This window comes from Nonomuraea sp. NPDC049480, assembly GCF_044465905.1.
Classification (GTDB): domain Bacteria; phylum Actinomycetota; class Actinomycetes; order Streptosporangiales; family Streptosporangiaceae; genus Nonomuraea.
Genome location: NZ_JBITMD010000003.1, coordinates 231451 through 257400, shown reverse-complemented (window position 1 = coordinate 257400; position 25950 = coordinate 231451). Strand labels below are relative to the sequence as shown.

The following is a 25950-nucleotide window of genomic DNA, read 5'->3' as shown; positions in this document are numbered from 1 at the left end:
CAGACCGGATGCTATTTCCCGCCCCCGCCGGGGGCAAACGTTCCTGATCATGATAGCCGACGGTAGGTCATGCGGACGGTGACGTCGTCGACCGTGGCCAGCGGGATGCGCCCGTCGGCGGGCGGCACCGTGCGGCCGTCGACGGTGATCTCGGTGGGCCGCTCCGCGGCTCCCTCGGGAAGGGGCAGGCTCAGGGAGAGCCGGTCCGGTGCCGGGTGGGCGCCGCCCTGGCGAGTGTAGCGGACGGTGACCGTGACCACGTCCGTGTGCTCGGTCGTGACGTGCAGGCTGACCGGGCCGAAGCGGGTGGTGCTGCGCTCCAGCTCGATGGTCTGGCCGGCCCCGAACCACCCAGCCGGTACGGCAGGCAGCAGTTCGAGTGTGTCGTCCCGCTCGAACAGCAGCAGATGCCTGACCAGCCGCACGAATTCGGCCGAGGCCCAGTTGTGGGGCATGTCCCCCCACAGCTGCCCGTTGCCGGTGGCGGTCAGCGACTGCTCCTCCCGCCATACACGGGTGGGCGCGGCATGGTTGGCGAAGGCGTAGAGGTAGTCGACCGCCTTGTCGGCACGGCCGGCGTAGAGCCACGCGTGCGCGGCGAACGAGGCGGCGTAGGGCCAGACGGCGCGGTAGGGCAGCCAGCCGGTCTCGGCGGGAATGCCCTGCTCGTCATCGAGCGTGTCGAACAGCGCCAGCAGGTCGGTGACCACGTGGTCGCCGGGCTCGAACACCTCGCCCGGCCAGATGGCCTGGCACAGCGCCCACGTGGCGCTGCCAGGCCGGATCCGATGCCATTCGGCCACGTCGGCCTCGGCGGGACCCGCGTGGTAGTGATGCGAGCCGCTCTCCGGGTGGATCAAGGGCAGGTACGCGAGTCCTTCCTCGCGGTGCCGGCGGGCCGCCGTGTCGAAGTTGGCGCGCAGCCGGACGTACTGCGCGTGAATCGCGTCGCGATCGGATGCGCGGCCGAGCATCGTCGCTCCCCTGACCGCGGCGCGCAGCCCCGCGAGTGTCCACAGCGTGGTGGTGTACTCCGCCCGTACGCCTGCCACTCCCCCGTCGGCGAACGCCGGCGGCATGAGGCCGTGCAGCGGGTGGCCTGTGGGCAACGCGTCCGCCTGGCGGCGCAGGCCGGCGATGTGGTCGATGGCGCGCAGCACCACCGGCCAGTGCGAGCCGAGCGCGCCGCGCGGGTCGGCGCTGAGCTCCGACTGCCGCACCAGCGTGGCGATCGCGATCGCGGTCTCCTTGATGTGCGGCGCCAGCTCCAACCCGGTGATGGAGCCGTCGGGCCTGGCCCGGCGCAGGAGGACCCGCACACCGGCGTCGGCGTCGGCGGCAAAGCCGAGGTAGCGGGCCGTCTCCAGGATGAAATGGCCGTCGACGATCCACAAGCCGCGGTAGACCGTGGCGCCGACCTGCGGCACCGGCAGTCCGTCGCGGATCTCCCGCGCCTGCAGCAGGTTGCGCACGCAGGCCACCAGCAGGTCCTGCACGGCCGGGTCGGGCACGGTGATCGGCAGCCGTAGCGCTGGAAGCTCGTCCCAGAAGGCGCGGGCACGGGTCAGGGCTGCCTCGGCCCAGGCCAGGTCCGCGATGGCGGGCGTCTCGGCCACGGCCGGCTGCGGCAGGACCAGCGCCCCGCCGATACGCCCGCCTGGTCGCAGGATCTCGGGGGTGACGTCAAGGCCGGTGGCCGGGCGGAATCCGGTCGGATGGGCGAGATGGAGCCGTTGCGGCCGGTGGACCAGGGCGACAGGGCCGAGCGGCGTGCCGTCCTGCTCGGCGGTGTCGTCCGGCCAGATCGGCTGGGCAGGAGCCTGCCCGGGCGCCACCGAGTAGGCGACGTGGAACGGTGTCGTGCCGCCTGTCAGCACCGCGTCGCGGTCGTGGTGGTCGATGTGCAGTCCGGTGAGCACCTCGCCGTCGTCGCCGATGTGCGTCAGCTCCCACATCACGACATCGGCGCGGAAGCCGTCGTGCTCGTGGGCGAAGGCGGTCAGCGTGAGCTCCAGCCGGGGGTAGCGCATGGTGGTGACCACGATGGGGCGTGCGGCGGACTCGGTGCGCTGGGTCACCGACACGGGCCGGTCGGCGCTCTGGGCGGAGAACTCCACGACGGTGGCGAAGTGCCAGGCCGCGAGGTGCGTCTGTGTGAAGCCGTAGAGCAGGGCGCCGTCCTCGCGGACCAGGGTCTTGTGCGGGTCGTCGGGCAGGCAGATCGCTGTCCAGCGCGAGGGGGGCGCGAACCGGAAGTCGATGGTGTGGGACACGTACGGAGCCTTCCTTCTCCTCGAAAGAGTCAGCCCTTGACGGCGCCCTGCAGCATGCCGCGGATCACATGGCGTTGCAGGAAGAGGTAGACGATGACGACGGGGACGGTGACGATGAGGGCGCCGGCCGACAGTCCGGCGACGTCGGTGGTGCGCTGCCCGACGAACAGGCCGAGGCCGGCGGGCGCGGTGCGGACGGCCGGATCCTGCAGCAACACCAGTGACAGCAGGAACTCGTTCCAGGTCCAGACGAAGAACAGGACCATGAGCGTGGTGACGGCGGGCCGGGCGACAGGCAGCAGGATGCGGAACAGGACGGTGAAGGAGTTGGCGCCGTCCATGCGGGCCGCCTCGATGAGCGCGCGGGGCGTGGAAAGGAAGAAGGCCCGCATCCAGAACGTGCCGAACGACACCGACAACCCGATCTCGGGCAGCATCAGGCCCAGGTAGTTGTCGGTGAGACCGAACTGGCGCAGGTCGTAGTAGAGCGGCACGACGGTGGCCTCGTACGGCATGACGATGCCGATCAGCATCACGTAGAACAGCGGGGTGCTGCCGCGGAACCGCATGGTGCCGAAGGCGTACCCGGTCATGATCGACAGCACCGTCGCGACCGGGACCACCACGACCACGACGATCACGCTCGAGGTGATGAGGTCGCCGAAGGAGCCGGTGGTCCACGCGCGGGCGAAGTTGCCCCACTGCGGGTCGTCCGGCCAGCTCAGGCCGGTGACCGGAGCCCCCTGGGGCTGCAGGGCCACCGAGAAGATGCTGAACAGGGGGAGCAGTACGGCAAGGGCGAACAGGCACAGGAAGGTGTAGGCGCCGAGCCGTTCGATACGGGCGTTCACAGCTTCTCCCGCAGCAACCGGGTGATCAACAGGACCACGGTGAAGATGAGCACGGTGAGCATCACGGCGACCGCACAGGCTTCGCCCACGGCCCCCTGGCGGAAGGCCAGCTTGTAGATCTCGAAACCGGGGACGTTGGTGGCGTTGCCCGGGCCGCCACCGGTGGTGACGTAGACCAGGTCGAAGGAGCGCAGCGCGGCGATCGTGGTGAGCGTGAGCCCCACGGCCATCTCCTGCTTGAGTCCTGGCAAGGTCACCGCGAAGAACTCCCTGACTGGACCGGCTCCGTCCACGCGGGCCGCCTCGTACAGACTGGCGTCGATCTTGCTGATGCCGGCCAGGAACAACACCATGCACAGCCCGGACATCACCCAGGTGCCGACCAGCCCGAGCGCGGGCAGCGCCCAGGTGAAGTCACCCAGCCAGGCGCGGGCCAGCCCGTCCAGGCCGACCGCGGACAGCAGCTGGTTGATGGTCCCCTCGTCGGCGTACATCCACCGCCACGCGATGCCGACCACCACCGCGGTCACCACCTGGGGCAGGAAGATCACGGTGCGGAAGAAGCCCAGCCCGCGCAGCCGGAACCGCGACAGTACCGAGGCCAGCACCAGTCCCAGGCCGACGGGCAGCGCGGCGAAGAAGAACAGGAACACCATCGAGTGGCTGAAAGCGGTGCGGACGTCGGGATCGGCCAGCTGCTCGGTGTAGTTGTCCAGCCCGGTCCAGGTGCCGAGGGTGATGCCGTCCCAGTCGTACAGCGACAGCCAGGCTGTGTGCCCCAGCGGCACCAGAACGAACAACGCGAAGACCAGGAAACCGGGCAGGATGTACAGGTAGGCGACTCTGGAGTTGGCCCTCATATCGCCCTAGCCGTTGCCGCGTTCGTCGGCCCAGTTCTCCTGGACCGTGGAGATGAGCTCGTCCGGCGTCGTCTTACCGGCGATCAGCTGCTGGACCGCGGGGAAGAGGGTGTCACCCATCGACGGGGTCGCCCAGTCGAGGTAGAGCGCCAGCCCGTCGTCGGCGAGAACCTGCTGCCAGGTCTCCACCAAACCCTCCTGGGCACTGCCCGCCTTGGGCTCGCCCGCGTCACGCTCGGCGACAGGCAGGTAACCGCCCTGGAAGAGCGTGGCCGCGTTCTCCGGCCGGGTCATGAAGTCGATGAAGTTGGCGGCGACGTCGGGGTACTTGGTCTTGGCGGAGATGCTGAACGGCGAGGTGGTCGCGCCCGTCGCGCGGACCGGGTCACCGGCCTTGACCGGCGGCATCGCGGTGAATCCTGCCTTGCCGTCCATGTTCTCGTCGATACGCGACCGGTTCCAGCTGCCGGAAACCATGAAGACGCCCTTGCCCTTGATGAACTTGCCGACGCCGTCGCTGTCGGAAGTGCCGTTGGCGGAGGAGTCGATGTAGCCGGCCTTGGCCCATTCCGCGAGGGTCTTGGTGGCCTGCTGCACACCGGGACTGTCGAAGGTGGCGCCCTTGCGGCCGTAGACCCAGTTGAGCCCGTTCTCGTGCGGCTCGTACTGAGCGATCAGGTCGGACAGCACGTGATTGCCCGGCCAGGCCTCCAGGTTGCCGAGCTGGATCGGCGTCTCGCCCGCCGCCTTGGCCTTGGCCAGCGCGTCCTGGAAGGCGGCCAGATCCTTGAAGGGGGTGGTGATGCCGAGCTTGGCGAGCTTGTCCCGGTTGTAGTAAATGCCGACCAGGTTGCCGCCCAAGGCTATGCCGTACAGCTCGCCGGCGCCGAAGGTCTTGCCGTCCTTGGAGAACCGGGCCTGGTCGAGCAGGCCAGGCTTGAACCGCTCGCTCCAGCCGTACAGCTTGGCGTACTCATCCAGCGGCCGGAGCAGGCCCGCCTGGACCAGCGGGCCCTGCATCGTCTGCGCCTGGCCGGCCTGGGCGATGTCGGGCGCCGACTCCGAGGACATCTGCAGCTTGATGTTCTTGCCGTAGTCGGCGAAGGCCGTGTAGGTCGGTTTGATCGTGATGTTGGGGTGAAGCTGCTGATACTTGGCGGCCAGCTGCTCGATCGCCTTTCCCTGGCCGCCTTCCTCGAAGTGGCTCAATGTCAATGTGACCGGCTCGGTCGGTAGCGCACTGGACACGGCCTTGCCCGCGTCAGGGGCTTCGGCGGGTGCGGCACCAGGGGCGCAGGCCGTCACGGTGGCGGCTATGAGGGCCAGGCCGGCGATCGTACGTGTCGTCAACGGCATCGCAGACTCCTTTGCGGGCTAACCGGTCTGACCACCATCTAGGTAAACGGGAAGTTTCGTCAAGCATGCCACCGTATTATCCAGGAGTTGCGGTCAGACCAGTCTGGCCGGTATGAAGACATTCATGAGCATCGAAGGCATCGAGACACTCGTCGTCGAGGAACTGCCCAACCTGCTGCTGGTTCAGGTGCACCTCGATTCGGGAATCGTCGGGCTGGGCGAGACCTACTACGGGGCCGCCGCGGCCGAGGCGCACCTCCACGAGGCTCTGGCGCCCGCCCTGGTCGGGCGCGCCATGCCGCGGGACGCGGACGAGCTCCGGGCGCTGCTGACGGAGCTGGAGGGCTATGTCGGCTACCTGGGCAGCGGCGCCGAGGTCCGCGCGCTGTCGGCCGTCGACCTGGCGCTGTGGGACGCGATGGGTCAGGAGGCCGGCCTGCCACTGACCGAACTGCTCGGCGGCCGGGTCAGGAGCGACGTGCAGATCTACAACACCTGCGCGGGCCCGCACTACATGCGCAACCCCAGCGGCCAGAAGTCGGCCAACTGGGGGGTGGCCGGAGAGGGACGCCACGAGGACCTGTACGGCTTCCTCCACCACGCCGACCGGCTGGCCGAGGATCTCCTGTCCGAGGGGGTGTCGGCCATGAAGATCTGGCCCTTCGACGTCTACGCCGAACGTTCGGCGGGACGCGAGATCAGCCGGGCCGACCTCGATGCCGGACTCGGCCCCTTGCGCAAGGTGCGCGACGCCGTCGGTGATCGCATGCGTCTCCTCGTGGAACTGCACGGCCTGTGGGAGCCTTCCGCGGCGCGGGTCATTCTGGCGGCGCTCGCGGAGTTCGATCCCCTGTGGGTCGAGGACCCGATACGGCCGGATCGCTACGCCGAGCTCGGCGAACTGCGAGCGGCCAGCCCGGTTCCGATCGCCGCCGGTGAGACGCTGGGTGGCCGCACGGCCGTGGCCCCTCTGCTCGATCGGCGCGGGGTGGACGTCCTCATCGCCGACCTCGGCTGGTGTGGCGGGATCAGCGAAGTCCTGGCTCTGGCCGAGCGCACGCTCGCGGCCGAGGTGCCCCTCGCGCTGCACGACTGCAGCGGGCCCGTGGTGCTGGCCGCCTCGGCGCACCTGGCCGTCCATCTGCCGCACGTGTTCATCCAGGAGACCACCAGGGCCTACTACTCCAGCTGGTACCCGCAGCTTGTCACCGGCCTGCCGGACATCTCCGCCGGCCGGCTGAGCCCGGGAACCGCCCCCGGCCACGGAGTCCGGCTCCGCCCCGATCTCGACCAGAGCGCCACTGTACGCCGCCGCGTAACCGGCGCCACCCATCCCCTCCCGCTAGCCCGCTCGTAGTCGTGGTTGATGCGCATCATCCGGGCGGCTTCCGGCGCGAGGGTGAGAGGGCATAGGTCCGGCACCCCGCCGACGCCAATGAAACCGCCCCGAGTGCGGGCGATCAGACCATGGCCCGCGTGATCGTGAATATTGATGACATCAGGTCGGAGGCCCACAGTAGATCGCGGTTCTAGGCACTCACCATCAGGACGATCTGAATGCGTCAATGGTCATGATTCGGTCACGTTTCCCTGTTCTGGCGTTCATGACCGGGAGGGCCGGCAAGACGGTCACTTTCGGGAGATTGCGTCGCCCGGCGACGGCTCAGCACCGCTGCGATGGGGAGGGCCGCGGCCAAGCCGCTCAGCAGTACAGCCGCGAGCGCTCCCATGATGGCCGGTTCGTTCCCGAAGGCGATGCCGACGGCGGCGAGCGCCGGTCCCTCATTGCGCACGGCCGCGACTCCGCCCATGGTGGTACGGCGTGCCCACTGTCCGGTGGCCAGGGCCGTGCCTAGGGTGAAGGCGACGATGGCGAAGACGAAGCCCGCGAGCAGGCTGAGGGAACCGATCAGTTCGACGACGTCGCGCCAGTTGCCCAGGAGCATGCCCACCAGCACGATGAGGAACGTCACGTTCGACGTTCTGGCGGCCGCAGGACGCCAGGACAGCGCCGTGGGCGGCGCGTAGTGGCGCACGATCAATCCCACGGCGAACGGGACGAGTTGCAGGACCACGACGGTCAACATCAGCGTGGGCACGTCGAGCGCGACTCCGCCACCCGCATTGGCCGCCTGGAAAATGATGTTCACCGTCGGGCCGAAGGTGATGCTGCCGATGGCGGCGAGCAGTACTTGCATCGCCGCGCCCGCGGCCACGTCCCCGTTCTGCACCATGCCGAGTTTCGCCCCGAACGGCCCGCCAGGTGAGGACGCGATCAGAAGCAGCGCGATGAAGGCCGCCGAGGGCAGGCCGAACAGCGCGGCGATGCCCCAGCCGAGGAGCGGGATGGCGACCAGGTTGGCCAGAAGCACCAGCAGGAGCAGCACGACGTTCGCCAGCACGGCGCGCAGGACCGATAGCGTCGCTCCGAGACCGACTGCGAACATGGTGGTCGCTATGAAGATCACGATGACGGAGGTGAGCAGCGGCTGCAATACGTTCATTGGTTCCCTCCGTCATGCCGGAGCAGCGGTGTCATGCTCAGTCGGTCAGGTCGCCGAGCCAGCGCAGCGCGGTCAGCCCTGGCATGAAGCAGTATTCGCCACCACGCGTGACGACGAATCGCGGCAGTGAGAGCAGGCGCCGCCGTACGGGGCGCCGGGGAATGGTGAAGTCGCCGGAGCCGTCGTGGGAGCCGGTGAGGGGGTCTTTTGCGTCGCCGGAGCCGAAGAAGACGCCGTCGTTCATCCATTCGGACTGGACGAACTCGAACTGCCGCCCGAGATGGGCCCCGACGAAGGCGAACATCAGTCCCCGATCGACCCCGTCGTCTTCGAGGACTCCTTCGGGCAGCGGCGGGCCGTATGCCGTTCCGCGTCTGATCATGCGGTGCAGTCTGGGCTCTCCGGCCACCGACGAGTCGCGAGGGTTGCCGCGGCGGATGTGACTGCCTCCGGGAGTCGTGAAGCCGCCCGGATCGTCCTGTTGGAACAGGAACGCGTTGTTGCGGCTCGGGTCCGCACCGAGTCCGGGCTGGTCTTGGGACGGGCTGAGCGCCAGCGGTGCGCCGCTGCGCCAGCGCCCCATGATCTTCGCTGCCAGCAGTTCCTCGTCGTCGGGACTGGTGGAATTGTCCTTCAGGTAGCGGCGGAAGAGGGCGACGCGCTGGTGGAGTTTGCGGAAGACCACGTAGGTGCCGTTGCGTCCGAGCACGTCGGGCTGCGGGGTCTGGATGCCGCCGAGCTCGTCGCGGTAGCCGAGCACGAACTCGCCGGCCTTGAGTGGTGTCTCCAACGGGTTCGAACCGGCTATCCCGCTGCCTTCGACGGCAGGATGGCTGATGCCGTCGCGGTAGCCGAAGGGCTCGGTCTCGGTGGGCAGCGCGTGGCAGTTCTGGCGCCAGATCGCCGTCACGCCGGTCAGGGCGTCATAAGCGGGGCGGGCATGATCGATGGCCGCCTCCAGTCGCGCGCTGTCAGGCGCGAGCGCCACCAGCACGACGTGGACGTCAGACGTGCCAAGCGGGGACTCCCAGTTCTCCGGGCTGCTCTCGCCGATGTCGCCCAGCGCGTTGGCCCGTGCGGCCATGCCTTGGCGGAATTCCCAGGCGAAGGTGTCCAACCATTCCTGAGCGACACCGAGCGCCTTGAGACCGTGGTAGGTGAGGGCGATGCTGACCCAGGTCTCACCCAGCGGGCTCACCGTGTCGGCGGCCGAAGTCGCCACGGCGCTCGCGCGTCGCATCAGCTCCCGCCCGTGCTCACGGTCATCGATGCGGAACAGGATGTAGGTCGCCGCGTACGGTGTCGGCCGAGGGCTGAGAGCTCCACGCTGGATGTCGTCGAGTTCGAGCTTGACGTGGGTTCGCTCGCTCACCGGAACCCGCCTTCCTGTAGTGCTACTTCGCCGAGACGATGTTGTTCCAGAAGGTGCGCAGGCTCTCGTCGACGCCGAACAGCGAGCTGAAGATCGTGGTGTCGGCGAAGATCACGTCACCGGCCCGGTCACCACTCGGTGGCATCCACAGGAACATGTTGAACTCGGTGTTCCCGGCTTCGGTGAACGGGTGCGGCGGCCTTGACATGTCGATCGGCTGCCTGCCCAGCACGTGGATCACGTTCGGGTCGTCAGTGGTCACGGCGTAGTGCGGCAGGTGCATGTGGAAGTTGAAGCTGGACACGCCTTCCAGCCACCCCTTGGTGTCCAGATCCCTCGCGATGGACAGGGGGGCGCTTCTGTTCCCCTCCGCCACCGCGGGACGGAGCCCGTAGCGGTTCTCGACGGGCACCCCCAGGCCGGCCATCAGCGATCGGGTGTACCGTCCGAAGCGTTGCTGGCGGGGCACCAGCGCGTCGCCGTGATGGTGGTACTCCATGTCGCGCACCGCCATGTCGTCCGATGAGCCGACGTCGTGGTGCGGCCCGAGAGCAAGGCAGGTTCCTTCGCGGGTGAGCCATTCGCGCACCGCCTCGATCTCCGCTGGCGTGGCGTCCTGCCCGGTGATCATGTGGTCCAGCCCCCACACGAACAGGGTGTCGGTGTCCGCCAGCACCCGCTCGTCCAGCGGCGTGGGGAAACCCGCCTGATCGACGCGTTGATACACGGGCACGGCGTATCCGGTGGCCTCTTCGACGAACTGCTGGAAGGGCAGCCAGCCCCAGAAGAACAGTTCCAGCCCGCCCGCGATGCCTTGCTGGAACCGCAGCGGATCCGACCATTTCGGGTCCTCGTAGGCCGGCCACGTCACGCGGCGCACTTCGGTCATCGTGGAGAACCGGTTGTCCAGCTCGGTCACATCCCTTCCCGCCTCGGCGGGATAGCTCCAAGCCACGTAGATGCTCAACCGGCGCCGACCGGGGCTGTACGGACGCGGCGCATGGTTCTGGTTGTAGGTGCGCGCGGTTGTGGACTCGCTCATCTCGCCTCCAGGTAGCGCTGGCGGATGTCACTGCATCTGATCGAGCATTTCCGACAGAGCGCTCTTGATCCGCAGAGCTTTCTTGATCTCGTCGGCGGTGAAGTACGGGTACTCGCCGTACTCGATGAAGCTCGGGCAATGGTGCTCGCGGACGAATCTGACGAACGCCTCCGGGTTGGTCTTCCAATCCTCGGGGAAGCCCTCAAGGTTCTCGAAAGCCGTGTTCACTCCCGCCCGGGTGAAGAGCGCGATGGCGTCTTCGGTGTACTTGTCGAAGTCGGTGTCGAAGATCCCCTGATACATGAAGCGCGTGTCGTCGTCGAAGAGCACCCAGCGCAGGTAATGCAGCTTCAGCGGTGCGAGCAGGCGGGGGTCGTCCTCCAGCGCTTTGGCGAGCGCGTAGCCGTAGTCGCGGATCGCATCGGCTCGGCCAGGTTTGACCTTCGCGATGATGGTGAACCCGTAACAGGCCGGAGTCCTCGGGTAGACAGGGCCGTACTTCCCCTGCTCCAGATGGTCGGTCTCCTTCGGGATGACGACCGCCTGCGGCCTGATCTCCATGCCGATCCCCCTTCGTCGTCTTAGCCCAGGGGGAGACTAAAGTGGCCTGACCAGGGCAATTGTCTCATAGTGCGGTGGTGTGTGGCAGCTCGTGCACCCACGACCGTAGAAGCCGCTTGGCAGCCGAGGATCTGGTTGCTGGTCCTGTCGACGCCAACGACTCCAGCCAGATCCGGCTGGACGGGCATCCGCCGGTGTTCGACTCGGTCTACTTCAAGAACCTGCTCACGCTCGAAGTCCGTGACCGGAGGTTCGCGCCACCGGCAAAGGATGCGCGACTACGCCGCGCGCATGTGGGACACCAGGCGAGACCCAGCCACAGGCCTGTTCCGGTACATGAATCCCGCCTCGATCGACATGATCCAACACGCCGCCATGGTGCAGATCTTCGCCGTGCCGGCGCGGACCGCTGCAGCGAGGAGTCCTCGCCCCGACGGCACCACCGTCGGCGTGGAGAACGGCGACCTGCCCTGGCACCCGGCCGAGACCGGGGTCGACACCGACTACACCGCACCGTTCTCCGGAGGACCGCTCGACCTGGGCTTCGACCGGTTCTTCAGCCTCGCGGGCTCGCTGGACATGCAGTACGCCGCGGCTCCTGGAGAGCAATCTTCAGCGCCGGCTCGGGCGGCTTCTCAGAGCCCGAAGGACATGGCGTCACGGCCCTCACATGGCCGCCGATCTCGCCCAAGGGCTCATGAAGATCCAAACAGCGAATCCGTAGACGGGAGCTCGCCTCTGGCTGCCCGGCGCCATCATTGCACCTTCTGGTTCAGCGTCATATGCTGAACCACATGGTTCAGCATGCGACTCTCGATCGAGTGTTCTCAGCGCTCGCGGACGCGACACGGCGGCAGATCCTGGTTCGTCTCGGCGATGGGCCGGCATCGATCGGCGAACTGGCCGAACCGTTCGGCATGTCGTTGACCGGCATGAAGAAACACGTACTCGTTCTCGAGAACGCCGGCCTGGTCACCACCGAGAAGATCGGCCGGTCGCGGCAATGCCGCCTGGGAACCGAACGATTGGACGATGCCATGTCCTGGATCGTCTTCTACCGACGGCTCTGGGAACGCCGGCTCGACGGCCTCGATGCCTACTTCACCCTCAAGAAGGGGACTGAACAGTGACCGAACGAACCGAGACCACCCAGTTGCGGATGACGCGCCTGCTACCTGCCACCCCGGAGGAGGTCTTTGACGCCTACACCGACGCGGAGAAGCAGAAGATCTGGTTCAGCATCCTCGACGAGAAGCCCGGCATCGTCGAGATCGAGGTCGATCTGCGCATCGGCGGTCAGCAGACTGCCGTCTGGGGACCGGATCGCGACAGCCTGTTTCGGGAGACGCAGACCTTCGTGGCCATCGACCGTCCGCATCGCCTGGTCACCGAGTCCACCGGCAGCAGCCCGGACGGGATGACCATGACGACGACGATCGAGATCACCTTCGAAGAACACGACAAGGGAACGCTCGTCACCGTGGTGCAGAGTGGGTTCCCGACCGTCGAGGTGCGCGACTTCTTCGCCCAGGACGTCTGGGTCGGCGCGCTCGATCGCATCGAGGCCTACCTTCTCCGCCGATAGCGGGCGATCGGCACCACGGGACGGAGACACACATGACGACATCGCACGACATCAACGATCGCGCCTGGAGCAGATCAGCGCGACGCCGACATCGCCGGACCATCATTGTGGCCGCGACCGTGGCCGCCGCGCCGGCCATCAACCTCGTCGTCTATGCACTCGGACGAGCTGCTGGTGGCACATTCCGGTTTACTGCTTCCGCTCAGGTCGCCGAGGTCGACGCGCTTACCGTCGCCGGGTTCACCGTCCTGCCCTTGCTCTTGGGAATGACCGCCGCAGCGGTGCTCTCCCGCCGCCGGCGGTGGGTCGTTCCCGTGGCTCTGGCCATCGGTCCGCTGCTCGCACTCGGGACCATCCTCGTCATGACGGTTCCTGCTGATCTCGACACCACCAGCAAGCTCACATTGGCGCTGTGCCACGTCGCACTCGTGCCCATCACGATCGTGGGACTCCTGAAGATACGCGGGCTCAATCATCATCCGAGCGACGCCGGCGCGGTCAGCGTGCGCGAAGGAAGCCAGGCCCCGCGCAGCCCGCGAGGCAACCACTGAGGTTCCCCCGCCCCCTCCCATCCCCTCAAGATCGGCATTTGCGATCAGCGTGGCTTCCCCCGCAGGGCGGCTTGAACAACTCTCTTGGCCTCTGAAAGCCCAAGCTGGTACGGCGGAGCCCGCGCGGTTCTGCCGTACCAGCGGCCTGCTCGGCTGGCGGCGTGGCCGTCGCCGGAGGGGCCATGTCTTCAGTCCGGGCAACGCCTGCTTCATCCATCGCAAGGTGGCGATGTCTTCAGGTAAGCCCTGGCTGGACGGGTGGAGCTCCGGTTGGACGTCAGTCCGCGGGGGCTGACTTGTGTTCGCTGTGAAGTTCCGGCGGCAGCGCGAGCCGCACGTACTTTTCCCAATGAGCATGTGGGCTCGTTCCACGGGATCGCTGACCTGCGTGCCCGCCGCGGCCGCGGCGGGCTGGTGTAGAGCGCCGTAATAACCCCCAAACGGCGCATTGCATGAGAAACACCAAGGCAATCGGTCAGACATACCGCGTCCTTAGCTTTCCGGCAACTCGCAAGTTATCGGAGAGTGCGCTGTGAACGGTCCCAGATCCCGCACCCTGATGTTTGGCGGCCAGGCCGCGACCCTGGTCGCCCTCGGCTCCATGCTCGTCGCCTGCGGCAGCACGACGACCGCGGAGAAGTCCTCGCCCGGCGGAACGCTGATCGTGGGGATGGAATCCGAGGCCGACATCCTCGACCCGCCCCGTACGGGAAGCTGGGTCACCACCCGGGTCTTCCACCAGATCTTCGAAGGACTCGTCGACGAGGACCTGTCGAAGCCATCCAGTGAGGTGCCCATCCCGCCGCTCAAGCCAATGCTGGCGGAGTCCTGGACGGTCTCACCGGACGCCAAGACCTACACCTTCAAGATCCGGCCGGGGGTGAAGTTCCACGACGGGACGGAGATGAACGCCGCTGCCGCCGAGTTCAACATCCGCCGCATGTGGGACAAGAAGTTCGAGTTCTACGACGTCAAGGCGGCCGGTAACAGCGGCTACGTCTGGCAGCACCTGGTGTCGATCGAGACCCCGGACCCGATGACGCTGGTGCTGAAGATGAAGCAGCCGTTCTCGGCTTTCCTGCGGCTGCTCACGCAGGGCGGCTACAAGGCGATCATCAGCCCCGCCGCCATCCAGAAGTACGGCAACGACGGCGTCGCCGACCATCCGCTCGGCACCGGGCCGTTCACCTACGTCAACCGGCAGCGGGGGCAGCACATCACCCTCGTCCGCAACGACGGCTACTGGGGCACCAAGGCCAAGCTGGCGAAGGTGATCTTCCGCCCGCTGCCCGACACCTCCGCCCGGGTCGCGGCGCTGCGCGCCGGCGAGGTCGACCTGATCGCCGTGCCGTCCCCGGACAGCATCGCGAGCCTGAAGGCGGCCGGATTCAAGGTGTCCGAAGGCGCACCGCCGCACCTGTGGTTCCTCAACCTGAACCTGCACGACGGGCCGACCAAGAACCTCAAGGTCCGGGAGGCGATCAACCTGGCCATCAACCGCCAGGGGATGGCGAGCGAGCTGCTGAAGGACACCGTCACCCCGGCGCAGAGCGTCCTGCCGCCCGGCAACTCCGCCGCCGTCATCGATCCCGACGCCTACGGCTACGATCCGGACAAGGCCAAGAAGCTGCTGGCCGAGGCCGGCTATGCCGACGGTTTCTCGACCACCATCACCACCTCGGTGTCCGGTTCGGGGCAGATCCTGCCGGTGCAGATGGCCGAATACATCCAGCAGGACCTGGCCAAAGTCGGCATCACCGCGAAAATCGACGCCACCGAGTGGATCGCCTACCTGACGAAGTGGTCCAAGGGACTGCCACCGGGGACCTCGATGGCGCAGATGTCATGGGGCATGAGCTCGCCGTACTGGCTGTACATCCTCAACTCCTCCACCCTGCAGGCGCCGAACGGCGCGAACATCAGCAAGTACAGCAACCCCAAGCTCGACGCGCTGATGCAGCGAGCGGCCACCGCCAAGGACGACAAGACCGCCGACGAGCTGTGGAAGCAGGCCGTGAAGCTGGCGCAGGCCGACCGGGTCGTGGTTCCCGTGGTCAATGACAAGTCGCCCTACGCGATGAGCTCGAAGGTCACCGGATTCGTCTCGCCCAGCGAGGAGTGGTACGACCTCGCCCCGGTGTCCATCGGCTCATGACCGCCTTCCTGTTGCGGCGGCTCGCCTCGACCGTCCTGGTGCTCCTCGGGGTGACGATCCTGGTCTTCCTGATCATGCAGATGGTGCCGAGCGATCCGGCGCGGGTCATCCTCGGGCCCACCGCGCGGGCGGAGGCCATCGAGGCGCTGCGTCACCAGATGGGCCTGGACCGGCCCCTCGTGGTGCAGTACCTCAGCTATCTCGACGGGCTGGTCCACGGCGACCTGGGCAGCTCGCTGTCGCTCAGCATGCCGGTCATGAGCTTGATCGTGCCCAAGCTGATGAACACGGTGATCCTGGCGTTCGGGACGCTGGCGATCTGCGTGCTGCTGGGCGTTCCGCTCGGCATCCTGGCCGGCACCCGCCCGGGCTCGTTGCCGGACAGGATCGCGATGGGGGTGTCGGTGGCGGGAGCGAGCGTTCCGGTCTACTGGGCGGCGCTCGTCGTGATCAGCGTGTTCGCGCTGGACCTCGGGTGGTTCCCGACGTCGGGAATGCAGGACGTGCGCGAGCCGGGCGGCCTGCCCGACCTGCTGACCCACCTGGTACTGCCCGCCGCCACCACGGCGGTGGTCCCCACGGCGATCATCGCCCGGCTGACCCGGGCCACGATGATCGAGGCCCTGCAGCAGGACTCGGTACGGATGCTGCGCGCCAGCGGCGTCCCCGAGCGCCTGATCATCTGGCGGCACGCGCTGCGGAACATCCTGCCCTCGGTGGTGAACATCATCGGCCTCCAGGTGGGCTACCTGCTGGGCGGCGTGATCTTCACCGAGGTGGTGTTCAGCTGGCCGGGCCTCGGCGAGCAGCTCTACATCGCCATCACGGCGAGCGACATGCCCGTCATCCAGGCCGGGGTGCTGTTCATCGCCGTCGTGTTCGTGATCGTGAACCTGCTCGCCGACCTCGCGGTCGCCATGCTGAACCCCCGGACGAGAGGAGTGGCGCGATGACCTCGGCCGCACTCGAGAACGAGACCACAGCCCCTCCGGCCGGTCGCGTCGCAGCCCTCAGGCGGCGTTCCCGGCTGCGGATGGCGTTGCGCGCGATGGCGCGCAACAAGCTGGCGGCGGTCTCGGCCGTGCTGATCCTGGCGGTCATGGCGGTCTCCGCCCTCGCCCCGCTCATCGCCCCCTTCGACCCGCTCGTGGGCGACACCGGCCGGCGGCTCGCCCCGATCGGCACACCAGGCCACCCGCTCGGCCTCGACGGGCAGGGCCGGGATGTGCTGTCCCGGCTGATCTGGGGCGGCCGGTACTCGCTCACCGTGGCGATCGTCCCGGTGCTGTGCGCGGTGCCGGTGGCGCTGCTCATCGGCATCGGCGCCGGATATTTCGGCGGCCGCGTCGGCGACGCCGCGATGCGCGCCCTGGACGTGGTGTTCGCCTTCCCTTTGGTGCTGCTCGCCATCGCGATCGCCGCGGTGCTCGGCCCCGGACTGCGCAACGTGATGCTCGCCATCTGGGTGACGCTGATCCCGTACATGGCGCGCGTCGTCTACACCTCCACCGTGCAAGAGGCGCAGAAGGAGTACATCGAGGCGGCCAGGGCGGCCGGCGCGACCCAGTGGCAGGTGTTGCGCGGGCAGTTGCTGCCGAACGTGCTGTCGCCGCTGGTGGTGTACGGCACGACGCTGTGCGGAGTGATGATCACGACGGCCGCCGGGCTGAGCTTCCTCGGCGTCGGCGTGACTCCGCCGGCGCCGGACTGGGGGGTGATGACCTCCGACGGGCGGGAGGTCCTGCTCGAAGGGCATCCCAGCGTGGCGACCATCCCCGGGCTCGCCATCCTGGTCGTCTCGGTCGCGTTCAACCTGCTCGGTGACGGGATCCGCGACGCCCTCGACCCGCGAAAGCAGACCGGATGACCGGCCGTCACGCGCCGGTCCGTGCATTCCAGGCGCAGGAGAACCGATGACGGACCCCATCCTTCGCGTCGAAGGACTGAAGACGCATTTCACCACCGAACGCGGCGTCGTCAAGGCCGTGGACGGCGTCGATTTCGAGATACCCCGCGGCGGCATCCTCGGGATGGTCGGCGAGTCCGGCTCCGGCAAGAGCGTCACCGGCCTGTCGATCCTGCGCCTGCTCGGCACGCCGAGCGCCAAAATCGTGGGCGGACGCATCGTCTTCGACGGCGAGGAGTTGCTCGCCAAGAGCGAGCGCGAGATGCGCGCCATCCGCGGCGCCCGGATCAGCATGGTGTTCCAGAACGCGATGACCAGTCTCGACGCGTTCTTCACCATCGGCGACCTGCTGGTCGAGGTGATCCGCCTGCACCAGCGGGTGACCAGGAAGGAGGCGGTCGAGCGGGCCGTGCGCGCGCTGGAGCGGGTGCACATCCCTGAGCCGGCCCGGCGCCTGAAGAACTACCCGCACGAGCTCAGCGGCGGCCAGCGCCAGCGGGTGGTGATCGCGCTCGCCCTGGCCTGCGAACCGGACCTGCTCATCGCCGACGAACCCACCACGGCCCTCGACGCCACCGTGCAGAAGCAGATCATCGAGCTGCTGCTCGAGCTCAACGCCGAGCTGGGCACCGCGATCCTGATGGTGACGCACGACTTCGGCGTGGTGGCGAAGCTCTGCCGGACCGTCGCGGTGATGTACGCCGGCCGGATCGTCGAGCGCGGCGACATGGAGACCGTGCTGAGCGCTCCCCGGCACCCGTACACCCAGGCGCTGATGCGGTCGGTCCCCCGGCTGCGTGCGGAAGGGGCCGGCGGGAACGGGGAGGACCCCCGGCGGGCGCGGCTGTTCGAGATCGGCGGCGCGCCTCCCGTCCCGATCGAGCTCGGCGTGGGGTGCGCCTTCGCCCCGCGCTGCGTCCGCGCGACCGAGGACTGCCGGTCGGCCGATCCGCCGACCGCCGGCTTCGGCGGCAGCCACCAGGCCGTCTGCCACCTGTACGCGGAGAACGGAAGGGAGATGCAGCATGCCGGGACGTGATGTGCTGCTGCAGACCCAGGACCTGCGCAAGGTCTACGTCAGGCAGGGGCTGTTCGGCAAGGGTGACGACCTGGTCGCGGTGCACGGCGCCACCTTCGACATCGAACGCGGCGAGACATTCGGCCTCATCGGCGAATCCGGGTCCGGCAAGACCACGATCGGCCGGATGCTGCTGCGGCTGGTCGAACCCACCAGCGGGTACATCGAGTTCGACGGGTACAACCTGCGGCAACTCGGCGCCCCCCAGTTCCGTAAGCTGCGTGCCCGGATGCAGATCGTGTTCCAGGACAACGGGTCCGCCTTCAACCCCCGTATACCGGTGGGGCGGCAGATCGCCTTCCCCATGCGCCGCTTCGGGACGTGTTCCCGCGCCGAGATCCCCGGCAGGCTCGCCAAGCTGATGGAGGACGTGGGACTGCACCCGGACCAGGCCGACCGCTACGTCCACGAGTTCTCCGGCGGGCAGCGCCAGCGGCTGGGCATCGCCCGGGCGCTCGCCAGCGAGCCGGACTTCCTGGTGCTCGACGAGCCGACCTCCGCGCTCGACGTCTCCGTCCAGGCGCAGATCCTGAACCTGCTGAAGGACCTGCAGGAGAGCAGGCAGCTCACCCTCCTGCTGATCACCCACAACCTGTCGCTGGTCCGGCACATGTGCGACCGGGCCGCCGTGCTCAGCAACGGCCGGATCGTCGAGATGGGCGCGGTGGGCCGGTTGTTCTCGGCTCCCCAGACCGAGGAGACCCGCCTCCTCCTCGACGCGGTGCTCGAACCCGCCAAGTGATCGTCGTTCTCCCTCTCCACCCCACTTCCACCACCTTGGAAGGACTGCCATGGCCCGACCCCGCATCGCGGTGTTCTCCGGACCCACCGCGACGATCGGCAACAGCCCGCCGCTCGTCACCTCCGACAAAGCCCGTGCCCAGTACGGCCTGCCCGCACTGACCACACCGGACGGCGCTTCCCCGCGTTTCGACCTGCTCCGCCCGCAGCGGATCGCCGCTCCGGTGACCGTGTACGTGGAGGCGTACACCGCGCACCCGCTGGAGAAGGACGCCATCGAGCTGTACTCGGCGCCGGACGGCTGGCTGGACGCGCAGGGCGCCTTCAGCGAGAGCGAGCCCGCCGACGGCGGGACGCCCGTCTACGTCCTGACGATCAGCCCCGAGGACGGCCTGTACCCGCTGCCGTACATGGCACGCCAGGCGGACGGCTCGCCATGGGAGGACGCGACGACGCATCCGTTCGCGGCCGTCGGATCCTCGCGGCAGACCTTCTACCCCGACGCCAGCCGCATCTACGAGGAGATCGACCGGCTCGGCGTCGGCGGCGACGGCAACCCTGTGGTGTTGTCGAACGCGGTGGACTTCGACTTCTACCGCGCCGCGCCGCCCGGCGGCTACACCAAGGGCCTGCCGGCGGGCTCGCGCACTGACACCGGTGAGGGCGACATCTCGCCGGAGTCCCTCGGCGAGGACTACTACATCTACTACCCCCACCACCTCAGCCGGGAGCCGACGCTGACGGCGCTGGTCAGGGCGACCAACATGGTGCAGAACGCCCTGTCCGGCGGCGACTACATCGGTGCCCAGTGGCTGGAGGGCAGCCCGACGACCGAGGAGAGCATGTACTGGCTCGGGCTCGTCATCGACACCACGGTGCCGCTGGTCGGCCACGCGGCGCAGCGCCCGCACCAGACGCTCAGCGCCGACGGCGACCGCAACATCGTGGACGGCGTCAAGTTCATCACCTCCGGAGCGGCGATCGACGACACCGGACGGGACCGGATCGGGTCGGTGATGGTCGTCGACGAGATGGTCTACTCGGCGCGCGAGGTCACCAAGGTCGACGCGCGTCCGGGCGGGTACGAGGTGGCCGGCGGGCACGGCGGCGTCGTGGCCGACATGGGCGGCTACGGGCCGCCGCAGGTGACCTACGTCCCCAACCGCAAGCACACCTACCGCTCCGAGGTGCGGCTGACGGCGCTCCCCGGCACCGTCACCGGCGTGACCGGGTCGCTGCGGGACGGCGTCGCCACCGTCGAGGTGCCGGTCAAGGACGCCAGGGGCGACCTGCTGGCGTCGGCGATGCCGCTGGTCACGATCACCAAGTACAGCAGGTACTCGCCCCTGGAGACCGGCCCCAAGGAGGACCCCGATCCCGCCGGCGAGGTGGAGATCATCGCGCGCATCGCGTCGAACCTCATCGCAGCCCCGCTGTCCGGGTTCGTGGGCGAGGGCATGTCGCCCTACGGCTCGGCCAACCCCACCACGAACGCCGCCCTGCAGGTCGCGATCTTCTCCGGCATGCCGGTCGTGCGGGTCGGGCGCGGGAACACCGGCGGCATGGCCTACAAGCAGGACCCGCTGTTCATCGCCGGCAACAACCTGACCTCCACCAAGGCCCGGATCCTGCTGATGGCCGCGCTCCTGAAGCTCGGCGCCCTCCCGCCGGCCGCCGACCCGTACAACCCGACGGCCGACGAGATCGCGGCGGTTCTGGAGCTCACCCGCCAGTACCAGGAGATCTTCGACACTCACTAGCGGGCAGCACGTCCGTCCACGGTCCCCCACCACTCTCTGGCGAATCCACCTCTCCTGAATACGCCCAGGTGAACGGCCCTGCCGCGCGCTGTGCAGCAGTGCGCGGCAGGAGGCGGCTCACCGGAACACGACGAGGACGCGCGTGAACTGTTCAACGATCTCCGAGGCGGCGGCCGCCCTCCGCAGGGGCGATGTGACCTCGGTCGCTCTGACCCAGGCGGCGCTGGCCGCCGCCGACGCCCACGACGAACTCCTGGGAGTGTTCCTGCGCCGTTTCGACGAGACGGCACTGGAGGCCGCGGCCAGGGCCGACGCGGAACTCGCCGCAGGGGTCGACCGTGGCCCGCTGCACGGCATCCCCCTCGGCGTCAAGGACATCCTGGCGACCGTGGAAGCGCCGGCGACGGCGCAGAGCCTGGTGCTGGACCCGGCCTGGTCCAAGCAGATCGGGGACGCGCCCGTCGTCGCCCGGCTGCGCGCCGCGGGGTCCGTCATCGTGGGAAAGACGACCACCTTCGAGTTCGCGATCGGCTTTCCCGACCCGGACAAACCATTCCCCATCCCGCGCAACCCGTGGGACCCGGCGCGCACCCCCGGCGGCTCCAGCGCGGGCACGGGCGCCGGCGTTCCCACGGGAATGTTCCTCGGCGGCCTCGGCACCGACACCGGCGGCAGCGTCCGGATGCCCGCCGCGTTCTGCGGGATCACCGGGCTGAAGGCGACCTTCGGACGGGTGCCCAAGTCGGGGTGCGCGCCGTTGGCGTACACGCTCGACGGTATCGGCCCGATGGCCCGCAGCGCCCGCGACTGCGCCCTGATGCTCGCCGTGATGGCGGGCGCCGACCCGAGCGACCCCTACAGCTCGGCACTGCCGGTGGACGACTACCTCAGCGGCCTCACCGGCGACCTGAGCGGGCTGCGGATCGGCGTGGACACCGCGAGCTGGGCAGGCGGCGACGTCGACCCGTCGTGGCCGGACCTGCTCTCCGGCGCGCTCGCCGTGCTGTCGGAGTGCGGCGCCACGGTGGTCGACGTGGTGCTGCCGCTGTACGCCGAGCTGGTGACCGCGCAGTCCGTCACGATGGCCGCGGAATCGGCCGCCTACCACCTGCCCGACCTGCCCGGCCGCTGGCCGGACTACGGGGTGGGCGCCCGTGCCTACTTCGGCGGCGGCCTCACCCTGGGCGCGACCGACTACGTGCAGGCGCAGCGGGTCCGCCGGGTCGGCCAGAAGGCGATGGCCGAGCTGTTCGCCCACTGCGACCTGGTGATCAACCCGGCCAGCACGATGCCCGCGTTCGTCATCGCCGACACCGACCCGGTGCGGCCGTTCGCCACCCTGCGCGGCCTGCACACCCAGTACTGGAACTCGGTGGGGAACCCGTCGATGTCGGTGCCGATCGGCTTCTCCGCCGAGGGGATGCCGTTCGGGATGCAGATCAGCGGCCGGCCGTTCGACGAGGCGTCCGTGCTCCGCGCCGGGGACGCCTACCAGACGCACACCGACTGGCACCTGCGCCGGCCCTCCGAGGCCGCGCTGTCCGGTGCGAACCTCTCCCGGCACGCCGCGCCGCCCGTCCGCGGGCAGGACGTGCCGCTCGCGGACGCCCGGCTCGCCGCGGTGCGGCACCTGCTGGCCGAGGCCCGGGCGAACCCGGACGAGGCGGAGATGCGTGCCATCGCCGAGGGTTTCGATCAGATGCGCCCGGCGATCAGGGCCTTGTACGACATACCGGCCGTCAGGTACGAAGATCCCGCGCTCGGCTTCAGCGCACTGATCTGAACGCAGCGAGCGGCACAGCTGTCCAGACATACACAAAAGGGCTGTTCAGCCCGTTCTTAACGGGACGTTAATCGGCCGATCCTCGCCTCGAAACCCGCGGTCGTCACGTTGCTGCTTGCAGGGTAGTGCAGGGAGACGCCATGAGACGACCCATCGCCGACGAGATCCGCTTCCGGAAAAGCCGCTCGCTACCGATCCGATCCAACAACTCCGTCCGCCGGACCTACGACCTGCTGCGGTCGGCGCTTCCGGCTATGGGCCAGGACGCCACCCTGTCGGAAGGCGAACTGGCCGCCGCCTTCTCCGCCAGCCGCAACACCATACGCCTGGTGTTGCGGCTGATGGCCGCCGAGGGACTGGTCACCAGGGGGCCGAAGACCGGGACGACCGTGGCCTCCTCCACGGTGCTGGCCATCGGAGAGCTGTTCCCGCTGTCGCAGTGGAGCATGGGCCGCCCGCTGGTCGGCAAGACCCTGGAGGTCAGGGTCATTCCCGCGTTCGCGGCGATCCGCGAGCGGCTGCGGCTTCCTGAGGGCTCGTCCGTCACCGTCGTGGAGGGCCTGGTGCTCGACGGCGGCGTACCTCTGGCGATCTTCGTCAGCTACGCCGTCCTGACCGGCGAGCAGGCCGGAGAGATGCGGGAGAGCGAGCTTTCGGTGATCTCCTTCCTGGAGGAGCGGCTCGGCGTGCGGATCGAGCGGAGCGACACCGTCATCGCGGCCCTGACCTCCGACGAGCAGACGGCGCAATTGCTCGGCATCAAGCCGGGGTCGGCGCTGCTGTCCATCGAGGACGTGCTCCGCGACGACACCGGACGTCCCTGGGCGGTCTGCCAGATCAGGTGTCGCGGCGACCGCGCCGTCTTCTCCGCGCCCGACCGGCGGAGGCACGCCGCGCGGGAGGACTGACCGCCGAGCGGCGCAATACGGCAGGAACGCCGCCGACCTTTCCCCGTGACGCCTGCGCTGTCTGCTTTGGCCGTGACACCAGGTGAGTTCTCGCCCCACGAACCGCCGGACGTGCCGGCCGCCGCCGCACCGCCGGTACCTCCCGGCACGGGGCCTCCGGCCCCTCCCCGACCGGCCTCGGCCCGCGGCACCGGACTTCGCTCTGACCGCGGACCCGTGCTCGGCGCGCTGATGCTCTGCATCTCGCTGGTCGCCCTGGACGCCACGGGGATCGCCGGCGCCGTTCCGTCGATGGTCGGCGACCTCGGCGGCTTCTGGCAGTTCCCGTGGCTGTTCTCGGCGTACCTGCTGACGTCGGCCGTCACCGTGCCGATCTACGGCAAGCTCGCCGACCTGTTCGGCCGCAGATCGGTGCTCTACTTCGGCATCGGCGTGTTCCTGCTGGGCTCGGTGCTGTGCGGATTGGCGTGGAACATGCCGGTGCTCATCGTGTCCCGCGCCGTTCAGGGCATCGGCGCGGGAGCGGTGCTGCCGATCAGCATGACGGTCCTCGGCGACCTGTACGACCTGAAGGAGCGCGCCGCCGTGCAGGGATACCTGTCCAGCGTGTGGGGCGTCGCCGCGGTGATCGGCCCCGCGGTGGGCGGCTCGCTGTCGCAGTACCTGTCCTGGCGGTTGATCTTCCTGATCAATGTACCGGTGGGTGCGCTCGCGCTCTGGATGCTCGCCCGCCACCTCCATGAGCGGATCACGCCGCAGCGCCGGCGCATCGACTACACCGGCGCCGCGCTGCTCACCACCGGCTGCTCGCTGGTCATCCTCGGACTGCTGCAGGGTGGCGTGGCGTGGAGCTGGCGATCCACCCCGAGCATCGCCGTGCTGGCGTCGGGCGCCGCGCTGCTGGTGGCGTTCGTGCTGTTCGAGCGGCGGTCGCCGGCACCGATCCTGCCCCTGTGGGTGTTCACCCGGCGCAGCCTCGCGGGCGGCAACCTCAGCGGGCTGATCGTCGGCGTGATGCTGATGGGCCTGACGTCGTACGTGCCGGTGTACGTGCAGGGCGTCCTCGGACACGGGGCGATCATGGCGGGCGTCGCGCTGGGCGGAATGAGCATCGGCTGGCCGCTGTCGTCATCGCTGTCGGGCCACCTCTACCTGCGCATCGGCTTCCGGGGAACCACGCTCATCGGCAGCGTGCTGGTCTTCGGCGGAGCGCTGATGGCCGCGCTCCTCGGCCAGGACACCGGCGTGTGGGCGATGGGCGCGGCGTCCCTGACCGCCGGGGTCGGGCTGGGGCTGGTGGCCACCTGCGCCTTGGTCTCCGTGCAATCCGCTGTCGGGTGGGCGGATCGCGGTGTGGTGACCGCGAGCAACATGTTCTGCCGGTCGCTGGGAAGCGCCGTGGGGATCGCCGTCTTCGGGGCCGTGGCCAACGCCACGCTGATGGACCGCCTGTCCCGGATGCCGCCCGGCCTGAACCTTCCCTCCACGCTGAGCGCGGCGGGCGACACCCTGCTGAGCCGCCCCGAGCTACGCGGCTCCGCTGCGGGCGCCTTCGTGGAAAAGGCGCTGTACGCCGCCGTCCACGACGTCTTCGTCGGCCTGGTGATCGCCTCCGCCATCGGCCTGGCTGTGGCCCTCCTCATCCCGCGCAGGATCCCACGCCCTCGCGAAGTCCCGTAGCCCCCGCCCTGCCGGCCCCTCGTGGCTCGCCGGCATGCGCTGTTGGATATTCGATGGCGACAGTCGCGCCAGGCGGCGCGCACTCGGGCCCTCTGGCCGCTTTACTGCACGACCCGGAACCGCAGGTGTGTGACCGCGTCGGAGGCGATCACCTGCACGCGCTCCAGCTCAATGGGGCCGAGATCCTCCAACAGCCGGGTTCCGCCACCCAGCAGGACCGGCACCAAGTTGATGTGCAGTTCGTCCAGCAGTCCAGCGCCCAAGAACTGCCGTCCCGTCTGGGCACCCATCACGATCACGTCCTTGTCGCCGGCCGCGGCCTGGGCGGACTTGAGGATGTCCGCGACACCGTCGGTGACGAAGGTGAACGCCGCGCTCTTCATGACGAGCTCGTCGCGGACCTGGTGGGTGAGCACGAACGTCGGTACCGGATACGGGGTGTCCTGCCAGTGGGGCAGACCGACATCGAAGGTGCGCCTGCCGACCACGACCGCGCCCACCGAGGCGGATATCGCAGCGACGACCTCCCTGTCGCGCGGGTCGGGACGGTCGGTGAACATCCACTCGTGCAGCCGCATGCCGCCCTCACCCATCGGATGCTCGTTGCCGACGTGTCGCCCGGCGACGAAGCCATCCAGCGACATGCTCTTGTACAGCACCACGGTGCCCATGCAGACCTCCTGAAACGTTGTTTCACGAGGTAGACCACTTAGCCTCCCGTAACTCATCGGCGCGGACTATTGCAGGGGTGGTCCGAACGTTTCACGATCGCCGGCAGGCTACTTCCGGACGCGGCTAGGTTCACGCGGACCGGCGCCGCACCCGGGATCATGGCCGGCCTCCGCAACCTGGCCATCGGCCTGGCCCGCCCGATCGGCTGGACCAACATCGCCGCCGCCACCGACCACTACCGCAGCCACCCCTCGTAGATCAGCACGACGGTACCGAACCCGGGCTTGTCGTCGCTCATGACCGCTGAGGCCT

The 25950-nt window shown here is 68.7% G+C and carries 23 protein-coding genes; 14 read left to right on the top strand and 9 right to left on the bottom strand.

The genetic code is table 11. The annotated features are described in order from the left end of the window. Nucleotides 1-47 precede the first annotated feature (47 nt). The 4 genes from ACIBX3_RS10990 to ACIBX3_RS10975 are packed head-to-tail and all read right to left on the bottom strand — an operon-like array spanning nucleotide 48 to nucleotide 5340. Entirely contained in the window at nucleotides 48-2273 is a 2226-nt protein-coding gene (locus ACIBX3_RS10990; RefSeq protein ID WP_397115514.1) for a hypothetical protein, read from the bottom strand. Nucleotides 2274-2302: 29 nt separating this feature from the next. Further along, on the bottom strand, nucleotides 2303-3124 hold the full coding sequence (locus ACIBX3_RS10985; RefSeq protein WP_397115512.1) for a carbohydrate ABC transporter permease: 822 nt from the start codon (nucleotides 3122-3124) through the stop codon (nucleotides 2303-2305). Further along, complete coding sequence (locus ACIBX3_RS10980; protein ID WP_127933608.1) at nucleotides 3121-3984, bottom strand: carbohydrate ABC transporter permease; 864 nt, start codon at nucleotides 3982-3984, stop codon at nucleotides 3121-3123. Before ACIBX3_RS10980 ends, ACIBX3_RS10985 begins: the two co-directional genes overlap by 4 nt. Before the next feature lie 6 nt (nucleotides 3985-3990). Continuing rightward, entirely contained in the window at nucleotides 3991-5340 is a 1350-nt protein-coding gene (locus ACIBX3_RS10975) for an ABC transporter substrate-binding protein (RefSeq protein WP_397115510.1), read from the bottom strand. Between the two features lie 124 nt (nucleotides 5341-5464). Between ACIBX3_RS10975 and ACIBX3_RS10970 the strand changes: the two genes are divergently transcribed. Then, nucleotides 5465-6697, top strand: coding sequence for a mandelate racemase/muconate lactonizing enzyme family protein (locus ACIBX3_RS10970; RefSeq protein ID WP_397115508.1), 1233 nt, complete (start codon nucleotides 5465-5467; stop codon nucleotides 6695-6697). 223 nt (nucleotides 6698-6920) lie between these two features. Here the strand turns inward: ACIBX3_RS10970 and ACIBX3_RS10965 are convergent, their stop codons facing one another. From ACIBX3_RS10965 to ACIBX3_RS10950, 4 genes are read right to left on the bottom strand one after another with little or no spacing between them, the layout of a single operon-like run. Continuing rightward, nucleotides 6921-7844: a bile acid:sodium symporter family protein gene (locus ACIBX3_RS10965; RefSeq protein WP_397115506.1), complete on the bottom strand. Its 924-nt coding sequence runs from the start codon at nucleotides 7842-7844 to the stop codon at nucleotides 6921-6923. A 37-nt stretch (nucleotides 7845-7881) separates the two neighbouring features. After that, entirely contained in the window at nucleotides 7882-9216 is a 1335-nt protein-coding gene (locus tag ACIBX3_RS10960) for a Dyp-type peroxidase (protein WP_397115504.1), read from the bottom strand. Nucleotides 9217-9238: 22 nt separating this feature from the next. Continuing rightward, complete coding sequence (locus ACIBX3_RS10955; RefSeq protein WP_397115502.1) at nucleotides 9239-10258, bottom strand: hypothetical protein; 1020 nt, start codon at nucleotides 10256-10258, stop codon at nucleotides 9239-9241. Between the two features lie 27 nt (nucleotides 10259-10285). Then, nucleotides 10286-10819, bottom strand: coding sequence for a hypothetical protein (locus tag ACIBX3_RS10950; protein ID WP_397115500.1), 534 nt, complete (start codon nucleotides 10817-10819; stop codon nucleotides 10286-10288). 270 nt (nucleotides 10820-11089) lie between these two features. Between ACIBX3_RS10950 and ACIBX3_RS10945 the strand changes: the two genes are divergently transcribed. The 13 genes from ACIBX3_RS10945 (at nucleotide 11090) to ACIBX3_RS10885 (ending at nucleotide 24966) form a co-directional block, all read left to right on the top strand. Continuing rightward, entirely contained in the window at nucleotides 11090-11608 is a 519-nt protein-coding gene (locus tag ACIBX3_RS10945; protein WP_397115498.1) for a hypothetical protein, read from the top strand. 5 nt (nucleotides 11609-11613) lie between these two features. Then, the gene (locus ACIBX3_RS10940) at nucleotides 11614-11949 is read left to right on the top strand and encodes an ArsR/SmtB family transcription factor (protein WP_397115496.1); all 336 of its coding nucleotides are present in this window, start codon (nucleotides 11614-11616) and stop codon (nucleotides 11947-11949) included. A 29-nt stretch (nucleotides 11950-11978) separates the two neighbouring features. Next, nucleotides 11979-12404 carry an SRPBCC domain-containing protein gene (locus ACIBX3_RS10935; RefSeq protein ID WP_397116373.1) on the top strand — a complete coding sequence of 142 codons (426 nt, stop codon included), beginning with the start codon at nucleotides 11979-11981 and terminating at the stop codon, nucleotides 12402-12404. A 32-nt stretch (nucleotides 12405-12436) separates the two neighbouring features. Then, the gene (locus tag ACIBX3_RS10930) at nucleotides 12437-12955 is read left to right on the top strand and encodes a DUF6069 family protein (RefSeq protein ID WP_397115494.1); all 519 of its coding nucleotides are present in this window, start codon (nucleotides 12437-12439) and stop codon (nucleotides 12953-12955) included. Nucleotides 12956-13487: 532 nt separating this feature from the next. Then, complete coding sequence (locus ACIBX3_RS10925) at nucleotides 13488-15110, top strand: ABC transporter substrate-binding protein (RefSeq protein WP_397115492.1); 1623 nt, start codon at nucleotides 13488-13490, stop codon at nucleotides 15108-15110. Further along, the gene (locus ACIBX3_RS10920) at nucleotides 15107-16063 is read left to right on the top strand and encodes an ABC transporter permease (protein ID WP_397115490.1); all 957 of its coding nucleotides are present in this window, start codon (nucleotides 15107-15109) and stop codon (nucleotides 16061-16063) included. The genes ACIBX3_RS10925 and ACIBX3_RS10920 overlap by 4 nt, the downstream gene beginning before the upstream one ends. Next, nucleotides 16060-16977 (top strand): ABC transporter permease, encoded by a 918-nt coding sequence (locus ACIBX3_RS10915; RefSeq protein ID WP_397115488.1) that lies wholly within the window; start codon nucleotides 16060-16062, stop codon nucleotides 16975-16977. Before ACIBX3_RS10920 ends, ACIBX3_RS10915 begins: the two co-directional genes overlap by 4 nt. A gap of 46 nt (nucleotides 16978-17023) precedes the next feature. Then, nucleotides 17024-18055 carry an ABC transporter ATP-binding protein gene (locus tag ACIBX3_RS10910; protein WP_397115486.1) on the top strand — a complete coding sequence of 344 codons (1032 nt, stop codon included), beginning with the start codon at nucleotides 17024-17026 and terminating at the stop codon, nucleotides 18053-18055. Then, nucleotides 18042-18836 (top strand): ATP-binding cassette domain-containing protein, encoded by a 795-nt coding sequence (locus ACIBX3_RS10905; protein ID WP_397115484.1) that lies wholly within the window; start codon nucleotides 18042-18044, stop codon nucleotides 18834-18836. The genes ACIBX3_RS10910 and ACIBX3_RS10905 overlap by 14 nt, the downstream gene beginning before the upstream one ends. 49 nt (nucleotides 18837-18885) lie before the next feature. Continuing rightward, complete coding sequence (locus tag ACIBX3_RS10900) at nucleotides 18886-20595, top strand: asparaginase domain-containing protein (protein WP_397115482.1); 1710 nt, start codon at nucleotides 18886-18888, stop codon at nucleotides 20593-20595. A gap of 142 nt (nucleotides 20596-20737) precedes the next feature. Further along, on the top strand, nucleotides 20738-22378 hold the full coding sequence (locus ACIBX3_RS10895) for an amidase (RefSeq protein ID WP_397115480.1): 1641 nt from the start codon (nucleotides 20738-20740) through the stop codon (nucleotides 22376-22378). Between the two features lie 140 nt (nucleotides 22379-22518). After that, entirely contained in the window at nucleotides 22519-23286 is a 768-nt protein-coding gene (locus ACIBX3_RS10890; RefSeq protein WP_397115478.1) for a GntR family transcriptional regulator, read from the top strand. 216 nt (nucleotides 23287-23502) lie between these two features. After that, nucleotides 23503-24966 (top strand): MDR family MFS transporter, encoded by a 1464-nt coding sequence (locus ACIBX3_RS10885; protein WP_397115476.1) that lies wholly within the window; start codon nucleotides 23503-23505, stop codon nucleotides 24964-24966. Between the two features lie 101 nt (nucleotides 24967-25067). Here ACIBX3_RS10885 and ACIBX3_RS10880 read toward each other — a convergent pair whose 3' ends face one another. Further along, a complete protein-coding gene (locus ACIBX3_RS10880) occupies nucleotides 25068-25637 on the bottom strand; it encodes a dihydrofolate reductase family protein (RefSeq protein WP_397115474.1) in 570 nt (189 codons plus the stop codon). Between the last annotated feature and the right edge of the window lie 313 nt (nucleotides 25638-25950).